The organism is Agathobacter ruminis, assembly GCF_002735305.1.
Classification (GTDB): domain Bacteria; phylum Bacillota; class Clostridia; order Lachnospirales; family Lachnospiraceae; genus Roseburia; species Roseburia ruminis.
In genome coordinates this window covers 59,849-74,977 of the sequence record NZ_PDYG01000134.1, presented here as the reverse complement: position 1 = coordinate 74,977, position 15,129 = coordinate 59,849, and the positions used below count along the sequence as shown (strand labels likewise).

Sequence of the window (15,129 nt, the reverse complement as noted above, 5' to 3'; positions counted from 1 at the left end):
GTCCTTATGCATATTTCTTTAATGAAATCTGAATCAGATGGTCGCAGAGCTGATTAAAGTTCATTCCAACCACAGCAGCTTCCTGAGGCAACAGACTGGTCGGTGTCATTCCCGGAAGCGTATTGGCTTCGAGGCAGTACATGCTGCCATCTTCCTGCAACAAAAAGTCAGAGCGGGAATATGTATCCAGACCGATGGCCTTTGCCACAGCCTCTGCATAGGCCTGCATCTGCTTTGCAGTTTCTTCCGGCAGATCTGCAGGGCAGGTTTCCACTGCGCTTCCAGCCTTATATTTGTTTTTGTAATCATAAAATCCTGTAATCGGAGCAATCTCAATTACAGGCAAAGCCTTGCCCTCAAGTACGCCAACCGAGAATTCACGGCCTTTGATATATTCCTCGATGACAATCTCATCTTCCCAGTGGAATGCATCATCCAAAGCTGCTTTGAATTCTTCTTTTGTATTTGCGATGGTGACACCGATGCTGGAGCCGCCTGCACACGGTTTTACCACACATGGCAATGACACGCCGAGCAAGTCCGGATCATCCTGTCGATTCTTTCTGGAAAGCGCAACACCCTTCGGTGAAGGAACGCCTTCTGTTGCAAATACCTTCTTGGCGAGATCTTTGTTCATTGCAATCGCGCTGCTCAGATAATCGCTTCCTGTATATTTGATGCCAAACAAATCAAAGGTTGCCTGAACCTTGCCGTTCTCACCGTTTTCGCCGTGCAATGCCATAAATACAATATCCGCTTTGCGGCAAATCTGCAGCACATTCGGTCCAAAGAAGCAGTCGCTCTGATCTTTGCGGCTTGCTTTGACCTTTTCAAGATCCGGTGCCTCAGCCGTAATGTTGCCTACCTTCACACTGATTTGATCTGCATTGGCAAATACATCTCCCAGATTGGTCTCTTCATCCAGATATCCCATAAAAACATCCAGCATAATCACGCGATGCCCATTCTCTTTGAGCGCCTGTGCAACCATGCTTCCGGTCTTAAATGAAACATCTCTTTCTGTTGACAGTCCTCCTGCCAAAACTACTATATCCATTGATTAAAGCCTTCTTTCTTTTCCTATTCCACGCTATTATATCACAAATCCCGCAGATCCGAACAAAGAGTTTCACAGACTGTTTGATAAACAGGAAAACCCGCCACATAAGGTGGCGGGTTTTGTTTTTTCAGATGATGCTTCCGGCATTTTTTAAATTGTGGGAAATGGAAGTCAAAAAGACAAATATTTCGCGTTCCAGATAATCTTTTTCATTCAGCAGACTCCCGTAATGATAAATCAGATTCTCCAGTTCCTCCACATCGCTGACGTCCGAACCGAATAATATTTTGCGAAGGACAGTCATTTTCTCCCTCTTCTCATCCGGCAGCATTGAGTCAAAAAGCCAGTTCCAACTGTCCACGGCAAAAGCATGCGTAATCATTGTGGCAAGGTTTCCGTTGCCCTCTTGTAAAATCCCCATCTTACTATTTATCCTTTCTCCTGTTACCATATGTCCGTACATACTCCAACTCTATCTTTAGTTATACAGTACACGATTTAATTTTGCACTGTCTTTTTATGGTTTTCCCGCGATTCGGGAACAAAAAAAGGCTGCGGATGCAGCCTTTTTTGATTCAATTGTTATATTTCTGTGTTACATTTCAGGTTCGATCAAACCGTAGCTATTACCTTTTCTCTTGTATACCACATTGATTTCGTCCGTCTCTGCATTTCGGAATACAAAGAAATCATGACCGGTCAGCTCCATTTCGATGCATGCATCTTCCGGATACATCGGCTTCATTCCGATTCGTTTGGTACGAACAATCTCGCCTGTTTCCTCCTCTTCCTCGATATCCGCCTCAATATATTCCGTCTTGAAACTGCTTGCAGCGGATTGTTTCTTGTCCACTAATTTCGTACGATATTTCTTTAACTGTCTCTCGATGGTTTCCTCAACCATATTTATGGAAACATACATGTCACTGCTGACTTGTTCTGCACGAATGATATGACCTTTGATAGGGATTGTTACCTCAATCTTCTGACGCTCCTTCTCGACACTCAAGGTAACGCTGACATCTGTATCAGGTGCAAAATACTTATCCAGCTTGGAAAGCCGTTCGTTGATTGCATCCTTAATACCTGCTGTGAGTTCAATGTTTCTGCCTGTGATCGTAATTCTCATAATGATCAACCCCTTTACTAGTTATTGGGCAGGTACTTGTTGCCCTAACAAAATGATAGCAGATTTTGTGGTTTCAATCAAGGGTTTATTCAGATAACTTTTCTATAATTGTTCTAATTGTGTAGACAATTCTTCCCACACTTCCATCGCCTCGAGAATCTGTGCTTCCTTTTCGTCAATGGCATTCTGTATTTCGGTCAGTTTGGAATAGCTCGACTGATATGCCGGATTGAGCAGCTCTTTTTTTAATTCTTCCAGCTCTGCCTCTTTTTCTGCCAAATCCGCTTCCGCCTTCTGTAATTTTTTCTCCAGGCGGGAACGTTCTTTGCCGAGTGCGTAGGAGTCGCGCGCCTGTGTATTCTTTTCCTTCTGCGGTTCTTTTGCGGCATCCGCCAGTCCTTTTTGGCTGATTGCTCCGCCCAGGAAGGTCTTTGCAGATGCCTCTTCCTGATTCTTTGCCGCCTGCTTTTCCAGATACTCCTCGTATCCGAATTCGTACATGTGCGTACTGCCGCCCTCAAATTCGAGCAAACGATTCGCCACGCGCTTGATAAAATATCGGTCATGAGAAACAAAAATCAGCGTGCCCGTATAATCGCGCAGCATCTTTTCAAGTGTCTCTTTTCCAATCAGGTCCATATGGTTTGTCGGCTCATCGAGAATCAGCACATTCGGCTTTCTCTTCAATATCTTGCAGAGTGCAAGGCGTACTTTTTCTCCTCCGGAAAGTGCATTTACATTTTTGTAAACATCATCGCCTCGAAGCAAAAAGGCGCCAAGCGCAGAGCGCACCTGCGTCTCCGTCATGGTCGGAAATTCATCCCAATAATCCTGCAGGACGGTCTTGTCACTTCGATACATCGCCATCTGCTGATCGAAATATCCGATTTCGACATTCGTGCCGTATTGATATCCGCCTCCGAGCGGCGGAATCTGTCCGACGATGGTCTTCATAAATGTGGATTTACCCAGGCCGTTGCCCCCGATGATACCGAGTTTTTCGCCCTTTTTGAGTTCAAAACGCACCGTCGAAAGGACATTGTCATATCCGATTGCCAGATCCTGCACCGAGAGGACATCATTTCCCGTCTCCTTCTCCGGTTGGAAATTGGCATGGAACGTACGATTGTCAAAGCGATCCGGCGCTTCTATGAGGTCCATTCGCTCGATGGCTTTTTGTTTGGACCGTGCCATGGACACCTTGGTCGGATGACCTTTCATCTTATCCACCATCTGTTGAAGGCGCTCAATCTCTTTTTGCTGCGCCTTGTAATCCTTCATCTGCTTCGCAAAATTTTCTTCTTTGCGCTTCATGAAATCGGTGTAATTGCCCGGATAGCGCTTGGCTGTGCCATATTCAATTTCATAAACCACATCCACCACATTGTCGAGAAACATTCGGTCATGCGATACTACCACAACCGCCTTCGGATAGTTCTTGAGATAGGTCTCAAGCCATTCGATGGTTGTGACATCCAGGTGGTTGGTCGGCTCATCCAGCAGCAGAATATCCGGCTTGCTGAGCAATAATTTAACAAATGCGATCTTGGTCTGCTGACCTCCCGAGAATTCTGCAAGCGGTTTCTTGCGCTCTTCGTCCGAAAAGCCGAATTTGCGGATCAGGATATCCTCTTCTTTCTCAAAATAATATCCGCCATCTTCACGGAATTTTTCTTCCAGGGCCGTATATCGCTCCACCATCTCCGGTGAATGATCATGCTCGAGTGCCTGCGCCATGCGCTCCACTTCTGCTTTTCTTGCACGCATCGGTGCAAAGACTTTCTTAATTTCGTCTTCGAGCGAGACCATCGGATCATCAAATGCAATCTGCTTGAGATAACCGATTTCCGGCTGGCCCGTCATCGCGATAAAGGAGTCTTCTCCGTCTTCTTTTTCGAGTTCGTATTCGCCGTTAATCAGCTTGAGCAATGTGGTCTTACCACAACCGTTTCGTCCCACGACTGCAATTTTTTCCGTGTTTCGAATTTCAAAATTAATATCATGCAAAACGACATCATCGCCAAATGCGACTGCGCCGTTTGAAATTTGTAATAACATAATTACCTCTTAAATCCTAACAAATAATTGATAAATTGTTGTGCCGTTCGTCCGGAAATGCCACCGTGCGAAAGCTCCCATTTGTTGGCCTCTGCCTGCAGCTGTTCATCCGGCATATCGATACCGGCCTTGTGTGCAAGTTCGGTGACGATATGGAAATATTCTTTCTGACTCGGCTTTGAATAATTGATGGTCACACCGAAGCGGTTGACCAGTGACAGCTTCTCTTCGACCGTATCGGAGTGGTGACGGTCGTTCTGATGTTCCTGGTCATTGCGGTCATTCCAGCTTTCCTTGATCAGGTGGCGACGGTTGGAGGTCGCATAGATCAGGATGTTTTCCGGTCTTGTCTCCACACCGCCCTCGATGACGGCCTTTAAATATTTATATTCGATTTCAAATTCTTCAAAAGACAAATCGTCCATGTAAATGATGAATTTGTAATTGCGATTCTTAATCTGTGCAATGACATTGGACAGATGGCGGAACTGATGCTTATAGATTTCTATCATGCGCAGCCCCGCATCATAATACTCATTGACAATCGCTTTGATGCTCGTGGATTTACCGGTTCCGGAGTCTCCGAAAAGCAGAACATTGTTCGCCTTTCTTCCCTGCACAAAAGCTTCCGTATTGTCGACGAGTTTCTGTTTCTGCAATTCATAACCGATCAAATCGTCGAGCGTCACCGCATCCATATTGTTGATTGGGACGAATTGCATATGATTTTCATCCGTTTCTTCGATACGGAAGGCTTTGTTCAGCCCCCACATACCGACACCGTAATCGCGATAAAAATCTGTCAGACAGGCAAAGAATTCCTGCTCATCGGCTGCGCTTTCAAGCTGTCTGCTCAGTGCGCGCACCTTGGTGCTGACATTCTTGTTGTACATCAGCTCCGGCTTTTGAATCGCATGATAATTGCTGATGCGTGTGAAGCAGTCAATTTCGAGCGCTGCTTCAATCGGAGCAAAATCATAATCAAACAATTCTTTCATGATCTTTAGATCGCCCTGTACCAGCGCATTGACGCTGCCGTCGCTTGCACCGGTCTTTTCACAGGTGATGGAAAACGGATTCTCGTTCATCATCAGATAAAAAGTCAGATAATTGTGCCAAAGGTTGTCATCAAATCCGTAATTGGTCGCAATTTCCAGCAGATGCTTCATCTGCGTATGAATTTCACGCACCAGTGTCACTTTGTCATAATTGCCGGTTTCAAATTTTTCAAAGATCTGCGCAAGCTCCCATAGGAGTTCATTTTCTGCCAGATCGCCATACATCAACAGTCTCGATACCTGATTATACATACTGCTCCCTCATCAAACAAAAATTAAGGAAGATGCGGGTTCTAACAAACCACATCTTCCAGGTATTTCACATCATATCGTATCTTTTCATTTTGCCCGTCCACAGTCAAAATCCCGTAACTCGGTGATATTTCATACGGCGGAGAACCGATGCTCCCCGGATTCAGATAGATAATTCCATTTAAGTCTTCATAAAATACGCGATGCGTATGGCCGAATAATACCGCCTTTACACCCAGTTCTTCTGCCTTTAGACGCAAGCCAAGCAGGCCCATTTTCACGCCATATTCATGCCCATGGCAGATCATAATCGGCATTCCACTCACCAGCAACACACGCGTACAAACATCCATGCTCAGATCGCAATTCCCCGGAACCTGTTCCAGCACAATCTCCGGGCATTGTTGTTTTAATCTTGTTGCATCACGCATACAATCACCCAGATGAATCACCATATCGGGATTCTCCAGATGTACCGCCTGAACCATCGCATCCACTTCACCGTGTGAATCGCTCAGTACCAAAATCTTTTTCATCGTTATTTCCAGTCTGATTCTTACAATTTCTCGTAGCGCTCGAATACTTTATTCTTGCCGCATACATGTTTGGTTCCGTCATCATCAATGATGATATAGTCCCCTTCATTGATATATGTACGACCTCTATGATGCGCAATATACGGACAAACGATAGAGCCGTTCGGTCTCTGAATCTTGATCAGATTATCTGTGATAATATAACCCTCTGCCGTCACGATTTCAGACCAAAGTGTAAATCCATCTTCCATTCCGCAGTCAAGCTTGTATTCCAGGACTTCTGCTTCCATTGGTGTTCTTCTGCATCTCATAAAAACAGCCTCCTTCACTAGTCGCAATACCCTCTTTTTCTTATTTTAACAAAAAAAAGGCTCCCATGCAATGCATGGGAACCTTTTTAAGCCAAGCGCTTCCACTGCTTAGCACATTTGTAGTATGAATAAAACATGCACTTGTCAGCCATCTCACAACGCTTTGGTGCTGTTTCAATATTGCATTGGCAATTCACAATTGCGTCCGCTTTGCCCTTACAATTACCCTGTAACATTACTTCATCAACTACTTCATCTGCCATATCCGCTCTCCTCACACATACAAAGTTTAGTTCCAACTCGAAACCTATTATACAATATATAGTATCGGAAAACCACTTGGCATAATTTATAAAAAACCCAAAAATTCTTTGAGAATTTTTTTACTTGACGAAACGGGGCAAATAGGCTCATGCCGATTTTATGGGATTTGTACCTCCAGGGTCACCGGATTGTGATCCGTATTTTTGAATCCAAAATCTTTTGTCTCAACCGATTTGACCGTCAGATTGTCAGATACGATAAAACCATCGAGCATATAATACTGAAAATCATCGCGGTCACTTTCCGCAAGCACCCTGTCCAGTGAACGGCAGGTTGGCACGCGATTGTCCGCATAAAAGGTCATGCCCTCAAACCCTGTCACATCAATAGCGCCCGGCTTCCATAAATCCTCTGAGAGCAACGGATAGGAAGAGGTATCCACATTTGAAAAAGTCTGATTAAAATCACCACCCGCAATGACATAATTGCCGGCTTTGACCTCTTTGTTCAGCAATTCTTTCAGCTGTTTGGTCTGGGCAATTTTTCCTTCTCCGTCGTCATATGCTTCCAGATGCAGGTTGACTAATACCAGCTGTGCATCCGAATTTGCAATCGGAATCCTTGTCACCAGCAGGCATCGCTTCAGATTGACCAGTCTGACCGGGTAGGAGAACGGACAAGGCAGTTTCACGCGCGCCGCCTCACTCATATCATACTGCGAAAAAGTAGCTATTCCGCTGTTTACCTTTCCGATGGTCGGAATCGGATAAGGCACATAGAGGGTCTTAAAATTATATGCAAAAGCATTTTGATATCCCTGCAGTCCATCGGCAATCGAATCCACCTGATTGACATGATAGCTGCGCTTGGAATCCGTGTCCACTTCCTGCAGAAAAATCACATCCGCATTCATCTTTGACAATGCGTTTTTGAATGCATCGACATTGGCAATCGATTCTTCTTTGGTTGCCGGCTGTACCATCTGTCCGCCGTCCATGAAGAAATCAGCAGTCTCATCGAGTGCTCCAAATCCAAGATTCCATGTCGCAATGGTAAATGTGTCCCCTTTTGACAGTGTCTTCTGCGCCTCTCCGGCAGGCGTAACCGCCTCGACATCCGAAGGATTGTATTCTGTTGCAGTCAACACCGCCACAAAAATAATCACAGAAAGTACTGCGGCTCCGAGCACAATTCCGATTCCCTTTGCAATTGCTTTTACAATTTTCATTTAACCCTCTCCTATTCCAAATCCACCGGTTCCATCATCTTGCGTGTATAAAACAGAAAATATGCTGTATTAATCAATATGCCGACGATGGTCGCCGCCGGTGCGCAAAAGCCGACATAAAGCATATTGTCCGGAAACATTCTGGACATGACATAAGCCAGCGGCAACCGTACCAGAAACGACTGTGCCACAGACTGTAACAAGACAAACAAGGTCTTGTGATGCCCCGTAAAATACCCAATATAGGAAAACAGAACACTGGTCACAATGGCTTCGAGTCCGAAGCCGCGCAGATATTCCGTAGCCTTCAGCTGGAACTGCACATTGGAGGTAAACATTGCCGCCAGTTCCTGTCCGCAAAATACTGCTGCCGCGGTCATAAACAATCCAATGGTGCCACCGATGAGCATTCCGAATCCCATTGCCTTTTGTGCACGCTTTTCTTTTCCCGCCCCCACATTCTGCGCGATAAAGGATGACATCGACTGCATCAGGGCGCTCGGCACGAGGAGCACGATACCCACCAGCTTATTGGCCACTCCGTAGCCGGATGAGGACGCAAGACGGATGGCTTCCGTCGTACCCATTCCATTGACAAAAGCAAGCAATGCCAGAAAAGAAATCTCCGTCAGCAATTCCTGAAATGCCATCGGCAGTCCGCATACCAGAACTCTTCGAATCTCCGGATTATGCCATTGCAGATCCTCGCGCCGCAGAGAAAACGGCATCACCTTTCTTTTACAGATTAAAATCGAAAAAATCAGGCTGCACGCCTGTGCAAGCACCGTCGCTGCTGCCGCGCCTGCCACATCCCAGTGCAAAACCGCGACAAACAGCAAGTCCCCCACAATATTGATTACACAGGCAATCGCGACAAACAAAAGCGGTAAATACGAATTACCGATGCCGCGGAAAATGCTGCTGATCAAATTATATCCAATAATGAAAATAATTCCGCCGCCACAGATTCTGATATAGAGCACCGCTTTTGCATGTGCAATCTCCGGTGACTGCATCAAATCTGCCCAGAATGGAGCAAAGATCAGGAGCAGGGCGGTCAGTACCACAGCAATCACTGCAAACATCACCACAGCGCCACCGATTACGCGGCCGATTTTTTCATCCTTGCGCTCCCCGAGATATCGGCCCATCACAATGGTAACACCCATCGAAAGGCCGCTTAGCACAAAGACGATCAGGTTGATGATACTGCTGCCGGTGGAAATTGCCGAAATTCCCTCTGTTGTTCCAAACTGCCCAACCACCAGGACATCCACCGCGCTATACATAATTTGCAAAATCAATGCTCCGAGAATCGGTAACATAAAGCGAATCAGTTTGTAAAAAATATTTCCTGTCGTGAAATCATGCGGATTGTCGTATTCTTTTGTGATTTCCCTTGTTGCCATAACTTCTCCTGTGTGAATTATATTTTCAGTTCATGAATCAGATTCAGTGAGTGACGCTGCACCAGGTCCATGCATTCCTCGTAAACCGCGCGGTTTTTGATATGTTCCGGTGCATGCGCATCCTGTCCGAGAATGACACGGTTGCCGACGCGGGAAGCGATTTCAAAAAATCTGTCACTTGGATAATGGCGCTTTTCCGACTGGCCAAGCAGATTGATCTCAAGCGGAATATCCATTGCCAGCATCGCCCTGCACAGACGCTCCATCTCAAATTCATATACGGAATCCATTCCCTGATAATTGATCAGGTCCGGATGTGCCAGATAGGTATAGCTTCCGGTCTGCATTCCCTCAATGACCGAATCCACATAGAGGCGAATGCGCTCTTCGTCCTTCGTCGGGCTGCCGGAATACGGTCCGATATTTTCGCTTGTCCAAAAATGCTGTCCCATGATCAGATAATCTACACCAAGATCCCGCACCATTTGCATCTGCTCGTTATAGAATGCCGGAATGTATTCCGCCTCAAATCCAATCAGAATCCGAATGTCATCTTTGTACTCCTGTGCAAGCTTACGCAATGTCTGCACATATTCCGGAGCCTGCTGCATGGTCATTCGGATATTGGAAACATAGCCGTCATGAAACGGACAGGGAATATGATCCGAGAATCCAAATGTCTCTTCGCCCATTTCAATCGCAGCTTCGATATATTCGCGCTCCGTACCGACAGCATGCAAACAGCGGTAGGTATGCGCATGATAATTTGCTTTTAAAAAATCTGACATAATTACGTCCTTAATTTTGTATCATCAATTTCCGCACGCGGCTTCTCCAGATTGCCGGATAAAGCAGAATCAGCATCGGGAATAATTCCAGACGTCCTGCAAGCATATCAAAAATGAGAACCACTTTGGAAAACGGATTAAAGAATCCGAAATTACAGGTCGGACCGACCAGTTCAAATCCCGGTCCAATATTGTTGATGGTCGCAGCCACAGCAGACAGATTTGTGCCAAAACTATAGCCTTCAATCGACACAAGTATCACCGAAATGACATACACAGCCATAAAAGTTGCAAAATAAACATTTACGGATCGCATGACATCATGCTCTATCGGCTTGTCGTCCATCTGTATTTTTTTAACGCTGCGCGGATGCACATAAGAGCCAAGCTCCTTCTTGACGCTCTTGCCCACAATCAGGAATCGTGACACTTTGATTCCACCGCCCGTACTGCCGGCGCATGCGCCGCAGAACATCAGCAAAAACAGCAGGAATTTGGACAACTGATTCCATTGATCAAAATCCGCCGTCGCGTAACCGGTTGTGGTAATGATGGAAGCCACCTGGAATGTCGCCTGGTTTAACGCTTCCCATACCCCTTTTACCGAATGCATAATATTGACAAAAATCAACACAGAGGATCCGAGAATAATCAAAAGATATGCGCGGACTTCCTCCATCTTGAAGGCATCTTTGAAGTTGCCGACAAGGATAAAATAATAGGCATTGAAATTGATTCCGAACAGAATCATAAATATGGTTACAGTCACCTGCAGATGCGGAGCATAACTTGCAAAGCTGTCGCCTTTGATTCCGAATCCTCCGGTGCCGGCAGTACCGAGTGCCGAGGTGATTGCGTCAAACCATGGCATGCCTCCGATCAGCAAAATCAAAAATTCCGCAATGGTCAGTCCAAAATAAATCAAATAAAGGGTTCTGGCTGTGGTACGCATTTTCGGTACCAGCTTGCCCACTGACGGTCCCGGGCTTTCCGCACGCATCAGATTGATATTGGATCCGCCACTCATCGGAATAATCGCCAGCATGAATACCAGGACACCCATGCCTCCGATCCAGTGCGTAAAGCTTCGCCAGAAAAGCATTCCGTGCGAAAGTGCTTCCACATCCGGCAGAATACTTGCTCCCGTCGTGGTAAATCCCGATACCGTCTCAAACAGTGCATCAATGAAAGACGGGATCTCTCCCGACAGGTAAAACGGCAGACAACCGAGCAGACTCATCACAATCCAGCTGAGTGCCGTTGCCGCACATCCTTCTTTTAAATAAAAAACAGTGGTCTTTGGTTTTCTGATGGTCAGTAAAATACCTACCGCCCAGCCGATCAGCATGGTAATCAAAAAATATTTCCAGCCTGATTCTCCGTAACCGATTGCGATTACGAGCGGCAACAGCAAAAAGCTTGCGGCAATTTTCAGAATATTACCAAGAATCACACGAACTATCGAACCGTTCATCCTACTCCTCCTACGCCATGATATCCGTCAATTCATTGAATCCGGTATGTCTGGTGACAATCATGACGGTGTCTCCCGGAAGAATACAATCATCACCGGAAGGAATGATCACGCTTCCTTTGCGCGCGATACATGCAACCAATAAGTCTTTTTTCAAATGCATATCCTTGAAAGCAATATTGGTCACTGCACTTTCTTCCTGTGCTTTGAACTCAATTGCCTCAACTCTGTGATTAAACATATGATACAGAGTTTCCACATTGGAACACTTTGAGGCTTTGCGCGCACGCACATATGCGATAATTGCTTCGGATGTAATATATTTCGGATAAATCACACTACCGAGGTCAAGATTGTCGATGACTTCCGTGAATGTGATACGGTTGATCTTGGTAACCACTTTGGCATTGCTAACCTTCTTTGCATGCAATGTCAAAAGGATATTCTCCTCGTCGATTCCGGTCAGAGCGACAAATGCTTCTGCCTCCTCAATGCCAGCCTCTTTTAACAATTCTTTATCCGTACCGTCTCCGTTGATTACAACCGCTTTCGGCAGCTGCACACTCAGTTCCTCGCAGCGTTTGAAATCACGCTCGATAATGGTCACGCGAATTCCACCGCGCAACAATTCTTTGGCAAGATAATATGCGGCGCGACCACCACCGACAATCAGACAGTTCTTGACACGGCGTGTCTCAAATCCGATCTTATGCAAAAATTCACGCGCCACTTTGCGATTGGACACAAAAGAAACCACATCTCCTTCGCGCAAAATAAAATTACCGCTTGGGATATATACTTCCCCTTCGCGCTCTACCGCGCAAATCAATATTTCATTTGTGATATGGCGGCCGAGATGTGCAATGCTCATATCAATCAGTTCATTTCCCGCCGGGACCTTGAATTTGACCATCTCCGCCTGCCCGTGCGCGAAAGAATTCACTTCCAGCGCAGTCGGTAAGAACAGCACATGCGATGCCTCTTTTGCCGCTTCAAGCTCCGGATTGATAATCATGGCCAGACCAAGTTTATCACGCAAATATCCGACTTCCTTGCTGTAATCCGGAGTACGCACGCGTGCAATGGTTGCACAGTTGCCCACTCGTTTTGCAATGGTACAGCAAAGCAGATTTAATTCATCCGAATCTGTTACCGCAATAACAAGATCCGCATTTTCGATTCCGGCTTCTTTTTGCACACTGTAGCTTGCACCATTTCCGCAGATGCCCAGAATATCATACATATTGGTCATCTCCATGATGCGCTCACTGCGTTGATCTATGATGGAAAGTTCATGCCCCTCCTTGGATAATTCTTCCAAAAGAGTACTTCCCACTTTACCGCAGCCGACAATGATAATTTTGAGTCCGCCTGACGGTTGTTTGTTTGTTTTTTGAAACATGATAATCTCCTTTTGGATTTAATATCTAATCCGACCTTTGATTATATCACATCAGGTGCAATTGTTCCACTGCGCCGCTTGCAATTGCATATCCTCCAAAGAAACAAATGACGGCAATCAGCAACAGGCAAAAGCCGATTACTGCGGCATGAATCCATTTGCGTCTTCGCAAAGTACCTGCCAGCCTCCCTGTTTCTTCGAGTTTTTTTAACCGCTCACAGATATGTCGGTCACGGCGCAACAACAGTTCGCCGCGTCGGTTCTTCGGATAGGATATGTTTGCCATCTCATGTTCCAGAGCCTGTATCAGTGTCTGTCCATCCTCATTCGTCACATCCAACGGCACGCCCCAGCGAACCAGAAGGTTCAGTCGGTCGTTCGCCTTGCGCGAGCGAAGTGCAGCAAAATAAATCTCAAATACAATTTCATCATCTAATTTTTCCGGTCTGATTTCCCGGATCAGTCCAAACAAATCGTCATCCGCCGTACCCAGCGGTGCCAGGCTTTCAAGGGCATGATGTTTCAACAGATAAATGACGACTTTTTTGGCTCCTTTCTCTACTGCGTATGCAAATGCAGCCTGTGACAACCCGGCATCATCGCGTGCAATTTCCTCCTTTAAGATCGCGATTGCAGCCCGTTGCTTCGACATGGCAATTGCATCCGAAAAAGAAGGGGGAAGCAGTTCTGCTTCCCCCTTGTCATAATTCTTTGGGTCCTGCTTCAATGTATTCATACGGACATTGTAGCATATTTTTATATTCTGTTAAACTGTTATACTGCTGCAAAACCTCTTTCAAGATCTGCGATAATGTCATCAATGTGCTCGGTTCCGATGGAGAGGCGAATGGTGCTCTCATAGATTCCCTGTGAGCTGAGTTCCTCATCGCTGAGCTGAGAATGTGTTGTGGTCTTTGGATGAATCACAAGGCTCTTTACATCCGCAACATTTGCAAGCAGAGAGAAAATCTGTAAATGATCGATGAAAGCATGTGCCGCTTTCTGATCTCCCTTGATGTCAAATGTAAAGATGCTTCCGCCGCCGTTCGGGAAATATTTCTCATACAGGGCATGCTGTGGATGATCCGGCAGAGACGGATGATTCACTCTTGCAACCTTTGGATGGTTCTTGAGGAAATCCACTACCGCCTTGGTATTTTCCGCATGGCGCTCCACGCGAAGGCTCAAAGTTTCTGTTCCCTGTAACAACAGGAATGCGTTGAACGGAGAAATTGCAGCTCCCTGATCACGCAACAGGATGGTGCGGATATAAGTTACAAATGCAGCTTCTTTTCCAACCGCATCTGCGAATGATACACCGTGATAGCTTGGGTTCGGCTCTGAAATTCCCGGATATTTGCCGCTTGCCTTCCAGTCAAAGTTAGCACCCTGTACAATAACTCCGCCGAGTGTGGTACCGTGTCCACCGATAAACTTGGTTGCAGAATGAACAACCACATCTGCTCCATGCTCAAGCGGACGAATCAAATACGGGGTTCCGAAGGTGTTATCCACAACAAGCGGAATCTGATGTGCATGTGCAATTTCTGCCAATGCTTCGATATCCGGAATATCGGAATTCGGATTGCCGAGCGTCTCGATATAAATTGCCTTGGTATTGTCCTTGATTGCTGCCTTTACTTCATCGAGGTTGTGAATGTCTACAAAAGTGGTCTCTACACCAAATGGAACAAGTGTATGAGACAACAGGTTGTAGCTGCCTCCGTAAATGCTCTTCTGTGCAACGATATGATCTCCGCCCTGCGCCAATGCTTCGATGGTATAAGTAATTGCTGCAGCGCCGCTTGCAACTGCAAGTCCTGCCGTACCGCCTTCAAGTGCTGCGATTCTGTCTTCGAATACGCCCTGGGTTGAATTGGTAATTCTGCCATAGACATTTCCGATATCAGCAAGGCTGAAGCGATCTGCCGCATGCTGTGAGTTGCGGAAAACATAAGATGTTGTCTGATAAATCGGTACTGCTCTTGCATCTGATGCCGGATCCGGCTGTTCCTGTCCTACATGTAACTGTAATGTTTCAAATTTGTAATCTGCCATAACCTATTCCTACCTTTCTTATTATCTCTCGTTTACTCTGTTTCATTTGCTTGTACAGAGTATAGCGCCACTATTCCTAGTAGGTCAATAGGTTTTAATTTA

At 45.9% G+C, this 15,129-nt stretch carries 15 protein-coding genes; all 15 read right to left on the bottom strand.

The features are described from left to right. Positions 1 to 4: 4 nt before the first annotated feature. The 15 genes from CSX02_RS12470 to CSX02_RS12405 all read right to left on the bottom strand — a co-directional run bounded on the left by CSX02_RS12470 (position 5) and on the right by CSX02_RS12405 (position 15,027). The gene (locus CSX02_RS12470; RefSeq protein ID WP_099386918.1) at positions 5 to 1,057 is read right to left on the bottom strand and encodes a D-alanine--D-alanine ligase family protein; all 1,053 of its coding nucleotides are present in this window, start codon (positions 1,055 to 1,057) and stop codon (positions 5 to 7) included. 130 nt (positions 1,058 to 1,187) lie between these two features. Next, a complete protein-coding gene (locus CSX02_RS12465; protein ID WP_099386917.1) occupies positions 1,188 to 1,481 on the bottom strand; it encodes a hypothetical protein in 294 nt (97 codons plus the stop codon). Between the two features lie 174 nt (positions 1,482 to 1,655). Further along, entirely contained in the window at positions 1,656 to 2,189 is a 534-nt protein-coding gene (hpf, locus tag CSX02_RS12460) for a ribosome hibernation-promoting factor, HPF/YfiA family (RefSeq protein WP_031543627.1), read from the bottom strand. Positions 2,190 to 2,291: 102 nt separating this feature from the next. After that, positions 2,292 to 4,247, bottom strand: a complete 1,956-nt coding sequence (locus CSX02_RS12455) for an ABC-F family ATP-binding cassette domain-containing protein (protein WP_099386916.1) — start codon at positions 4,245 to 4,247, stop codon at positions 2,292 to 2,294. Between the two features lie 2 nt (positions 4,248 to 4,249). Beyond that, positions 4,250 to 5,557, bottom strand: coding sequence for an ATP-binding protein (locus CSX02_RS12450; protein WP_099386915.1), 1,308 nt, complete (start codon positions 5,555 to 5,557; stop codon positions 4,250 to 4,252). 41 nt (positions 5,558 to 5,598) lie between these two features. Beyond that, positions 5,599 to 6,093, bottom strand: a complete 495-nt coding sequence (locus CSX02_RS12445) for a YfcE family phosphodiesterase (RefSeq protein WP_034219225.1) — start codon at positions 6,091 to 6,093, stop codon at positions 5,599 to 5,601. 20 nt (positions 6,094 to 6,113) lie between these two features. After that, positions 6,114 to 6,404, bottom strand: a complete 291-nt coding sequence (locus CSX02_RS12440) for a hypothetical protein (protein ID WP_031543623.1) — start codon at positions 6,402 to 6,404, stop codon at positions 6,114 to 6,116. Positions 6,405 to 6,490: 86 nt separating this feature from the next. Further along, the gene (locus CSX02_RS13710) at positions 6,491 to 6,667 is read right to left on the bottom strand and encodes a hypothetical protein (protein WP_189281575.1); all 177 of its coding nucleotides are present in this window, start codon (positions 6,665 to 6,667) and stop codon (positions 6,491 to 6,493) included. 158 nt (positions 6,668 to 6,825) lie between these two features. Then, entirely contained in the window at positions 6,826 to 7,896 is a 1,071-nt protein-coding gene (locus tag CSX02_RS12435; protein WP_099386914.1) for an endonuclease/exonuclease/phosphatase family protein, read from the bottom strand. 11 nt (positions 7,897 to 7,907) lie between these two features. Next, positions 7,908 to 9,305 (bottom strand): MATE family efflux transporter, encoded by a 1,398-nt coding sequence (locus CSX02_RS12430; RefSeq protein WP_099386913.1) that lies wholly within the window; start codon positions 9,303 to 9,305, stop codon positions 7,908 to 7,910. 17 nt (positions 9,306 to 9,322) lie between these two features. Continuing rightward, complete coding sequence (locus CSX02_RS12425) at positions 9,323 to 10,093, bottom strand: histidinol-phosphatase (protein ID WP_031543619.1); 771 nt, start codon at positions 10,091 to 10,093, stop codon at positions 9,323 to 9,325. A gap of 10 nt (positions 10,094 to 10,103) precedes the next feature. Further along, positions 10,104 to 11,567 carry a TrkH family potassium uptake protein gene (locus CSX02_RS12420; RefSeq protein ID WP_099386912.1) on the bottom strand — a complete coding sequence of 488 codons (1,464 nt, stop codon included), beginning with the start codon at positions 11,565 to 11,567 and terminating at the stop codon, positions 10,104 to 10,106. A 10-nt stretch (positions 11,568 to 11,577) separates the two neighbouring features. Beyond that, positions 11,578 to 12,969, bottom strand: a complete 1,392-nt coding sequence (gene trkA, locus CSX02_RS12415) for a Trk system potassium transporter TrkA (protein WP_099386911.1) — start codon at positions 12,967 to 12,969, stop codon at positions 11,578 to 11,580. A 46-nt stretch (positions 12,970 to 13,015) separates the two neighbouring features. Further along, positions 13,016 to 13,705, bottom strand: coding sequence for a hypothetical protein (locus CSX02_RS12410; RefSeq protein ID WP_099386910.1), 690 nt, complete (start codon positions 13,703 to 13,705; stop codon positions 13,016 to 13,018). A gap of 38 nt (positions 13,706 to 13,743) precedes the next feature. Continuing rightward, a complete protein-coding gene (locus tag CSX02_RS12405; RefSeq protein WP_099386909.1) occupies positions 13,744 to 15,027 on the bottom strand; it encodes an O-acetylhomoserine aminocarboxypropyltransferase/cysteine synthase family protein in 1,284 nt (427 codons plus the stop codon). Positions 15,028 to 15,129: the final 102 nt, after the last annotated feature.

What these genes read in the sequence shown, in the direction of transcription:
- CSX02_RS12470 (WP_099386918.1), bottom strand. Translation starts at nt 1,057, where the DNA reads ATGGATATAGTAGTTTTGGCAGGAGGACTGTCAACAGAAAGAGATGTT.
- CSX02_RS12465 (WP_099386917.1), bottom strand. Translation starts at nt 1,481, where the DNA reads ATGGGGATTTTACAAGAGGGCAACGGAAACCTTGCCACAATGATTACG.
- hpf (WP_031543627.1), bottom strand. Translation starts at nt 2,189, where the DNA reads ATGAGAATTACGATCACAGGCAGAAACATTGAACTCACAGCAGGTATT.
- CSX02_RS12455 (WP_099386916.1), bottom strand. Translation starts at nt 4,247, where the DNA reads ATGTTATTACAAATTTCAAACGGCGCAGTCGCATTTGGCGATGATGTC.
- CSX02_RS12450 (WP_099386915.1), bottom strand. Translation starts at nt 5,557, where the DNA reads ATGTATAATCAGGTATCGAGACTGTTGATGTATGGCGATCTGGCAGAA.
- CSX02_RS12445 (WP_034219225.1), bottom strand. Translation starts at nt 6,093, where the DNA reads ATGAAAAAGATTTTGGTACTGAGCGATTCACACGGTGAAGTGGATGCG.
- CSX02_RS12440 (WP_031543623.1), bottom strand. Translation starts at nt 6,404, where the DNA reads ATGAGATGCAGAAGAACACCAATGGAAGCAGAAGTCCTGGAATACAAG.
- CSX02_RS13710 (WP_189281575.1), bottom strand. Translation starts at nt 6,667, where the DNA reads ATGGCAGATGAAGTAGTTGATGAAGTAATGTTACAGGGTAATTGTAAG.
- CSX02_RS12435 (WP_099386914.1), bottom strand. Translation starts at nt 7,896, where the DNA reads ATGAAAATTGTAAAAGCAATTGCAAAGGGAATCGGAATTGTGCTCGGA.
- CSX02_RS12430 (WP_099386913.1), bottom strand. Translation starts at nt 9,305, where the DNA reads ATGGCAACAAGGGAAATCACAAAAGAATACGACAATCCGCATGATTTC.
- CSX02_RS12425 (WP_031543619.1), bottom strand. Translation starts at nt 10,093, where the DNA reads ATGTCAGATTTTTTAAAAGCAAATTATCATGCGCATACCTACCGCTGT.
- CSX02_RS12420 (WP_099386912.1), bottom strand. Translation starts at nt 11,567, where the DNA reads ATGAACGGTTCGATAGTTCGTGTGATTCTTGGTAATATTCTGAAAATT.
- trkA (WP_099386911.1), bottom strand. Translation starts at nt 12,969, where the DNA reads ATGTTTCAAAAAACAAACAAACAACCGTCAGGCGGACTCAAAATTATC.
- CSX02_RS12410 (WP_099386910.1), bottom strand. Translation starts at nt 13,705, where the DNA reads ATGAATACATTGAAGCAGGACCCAAAGAATTATGACAAGGGGGAAGCA.
- CSX02_RS12405 (WP_099386909.1), bottom strand. Translation starts at nt 15,027, where the DNA reads ATGGCAGATTACAAATTTGAAACATTACAGTTACATGTAGGACAGGAA.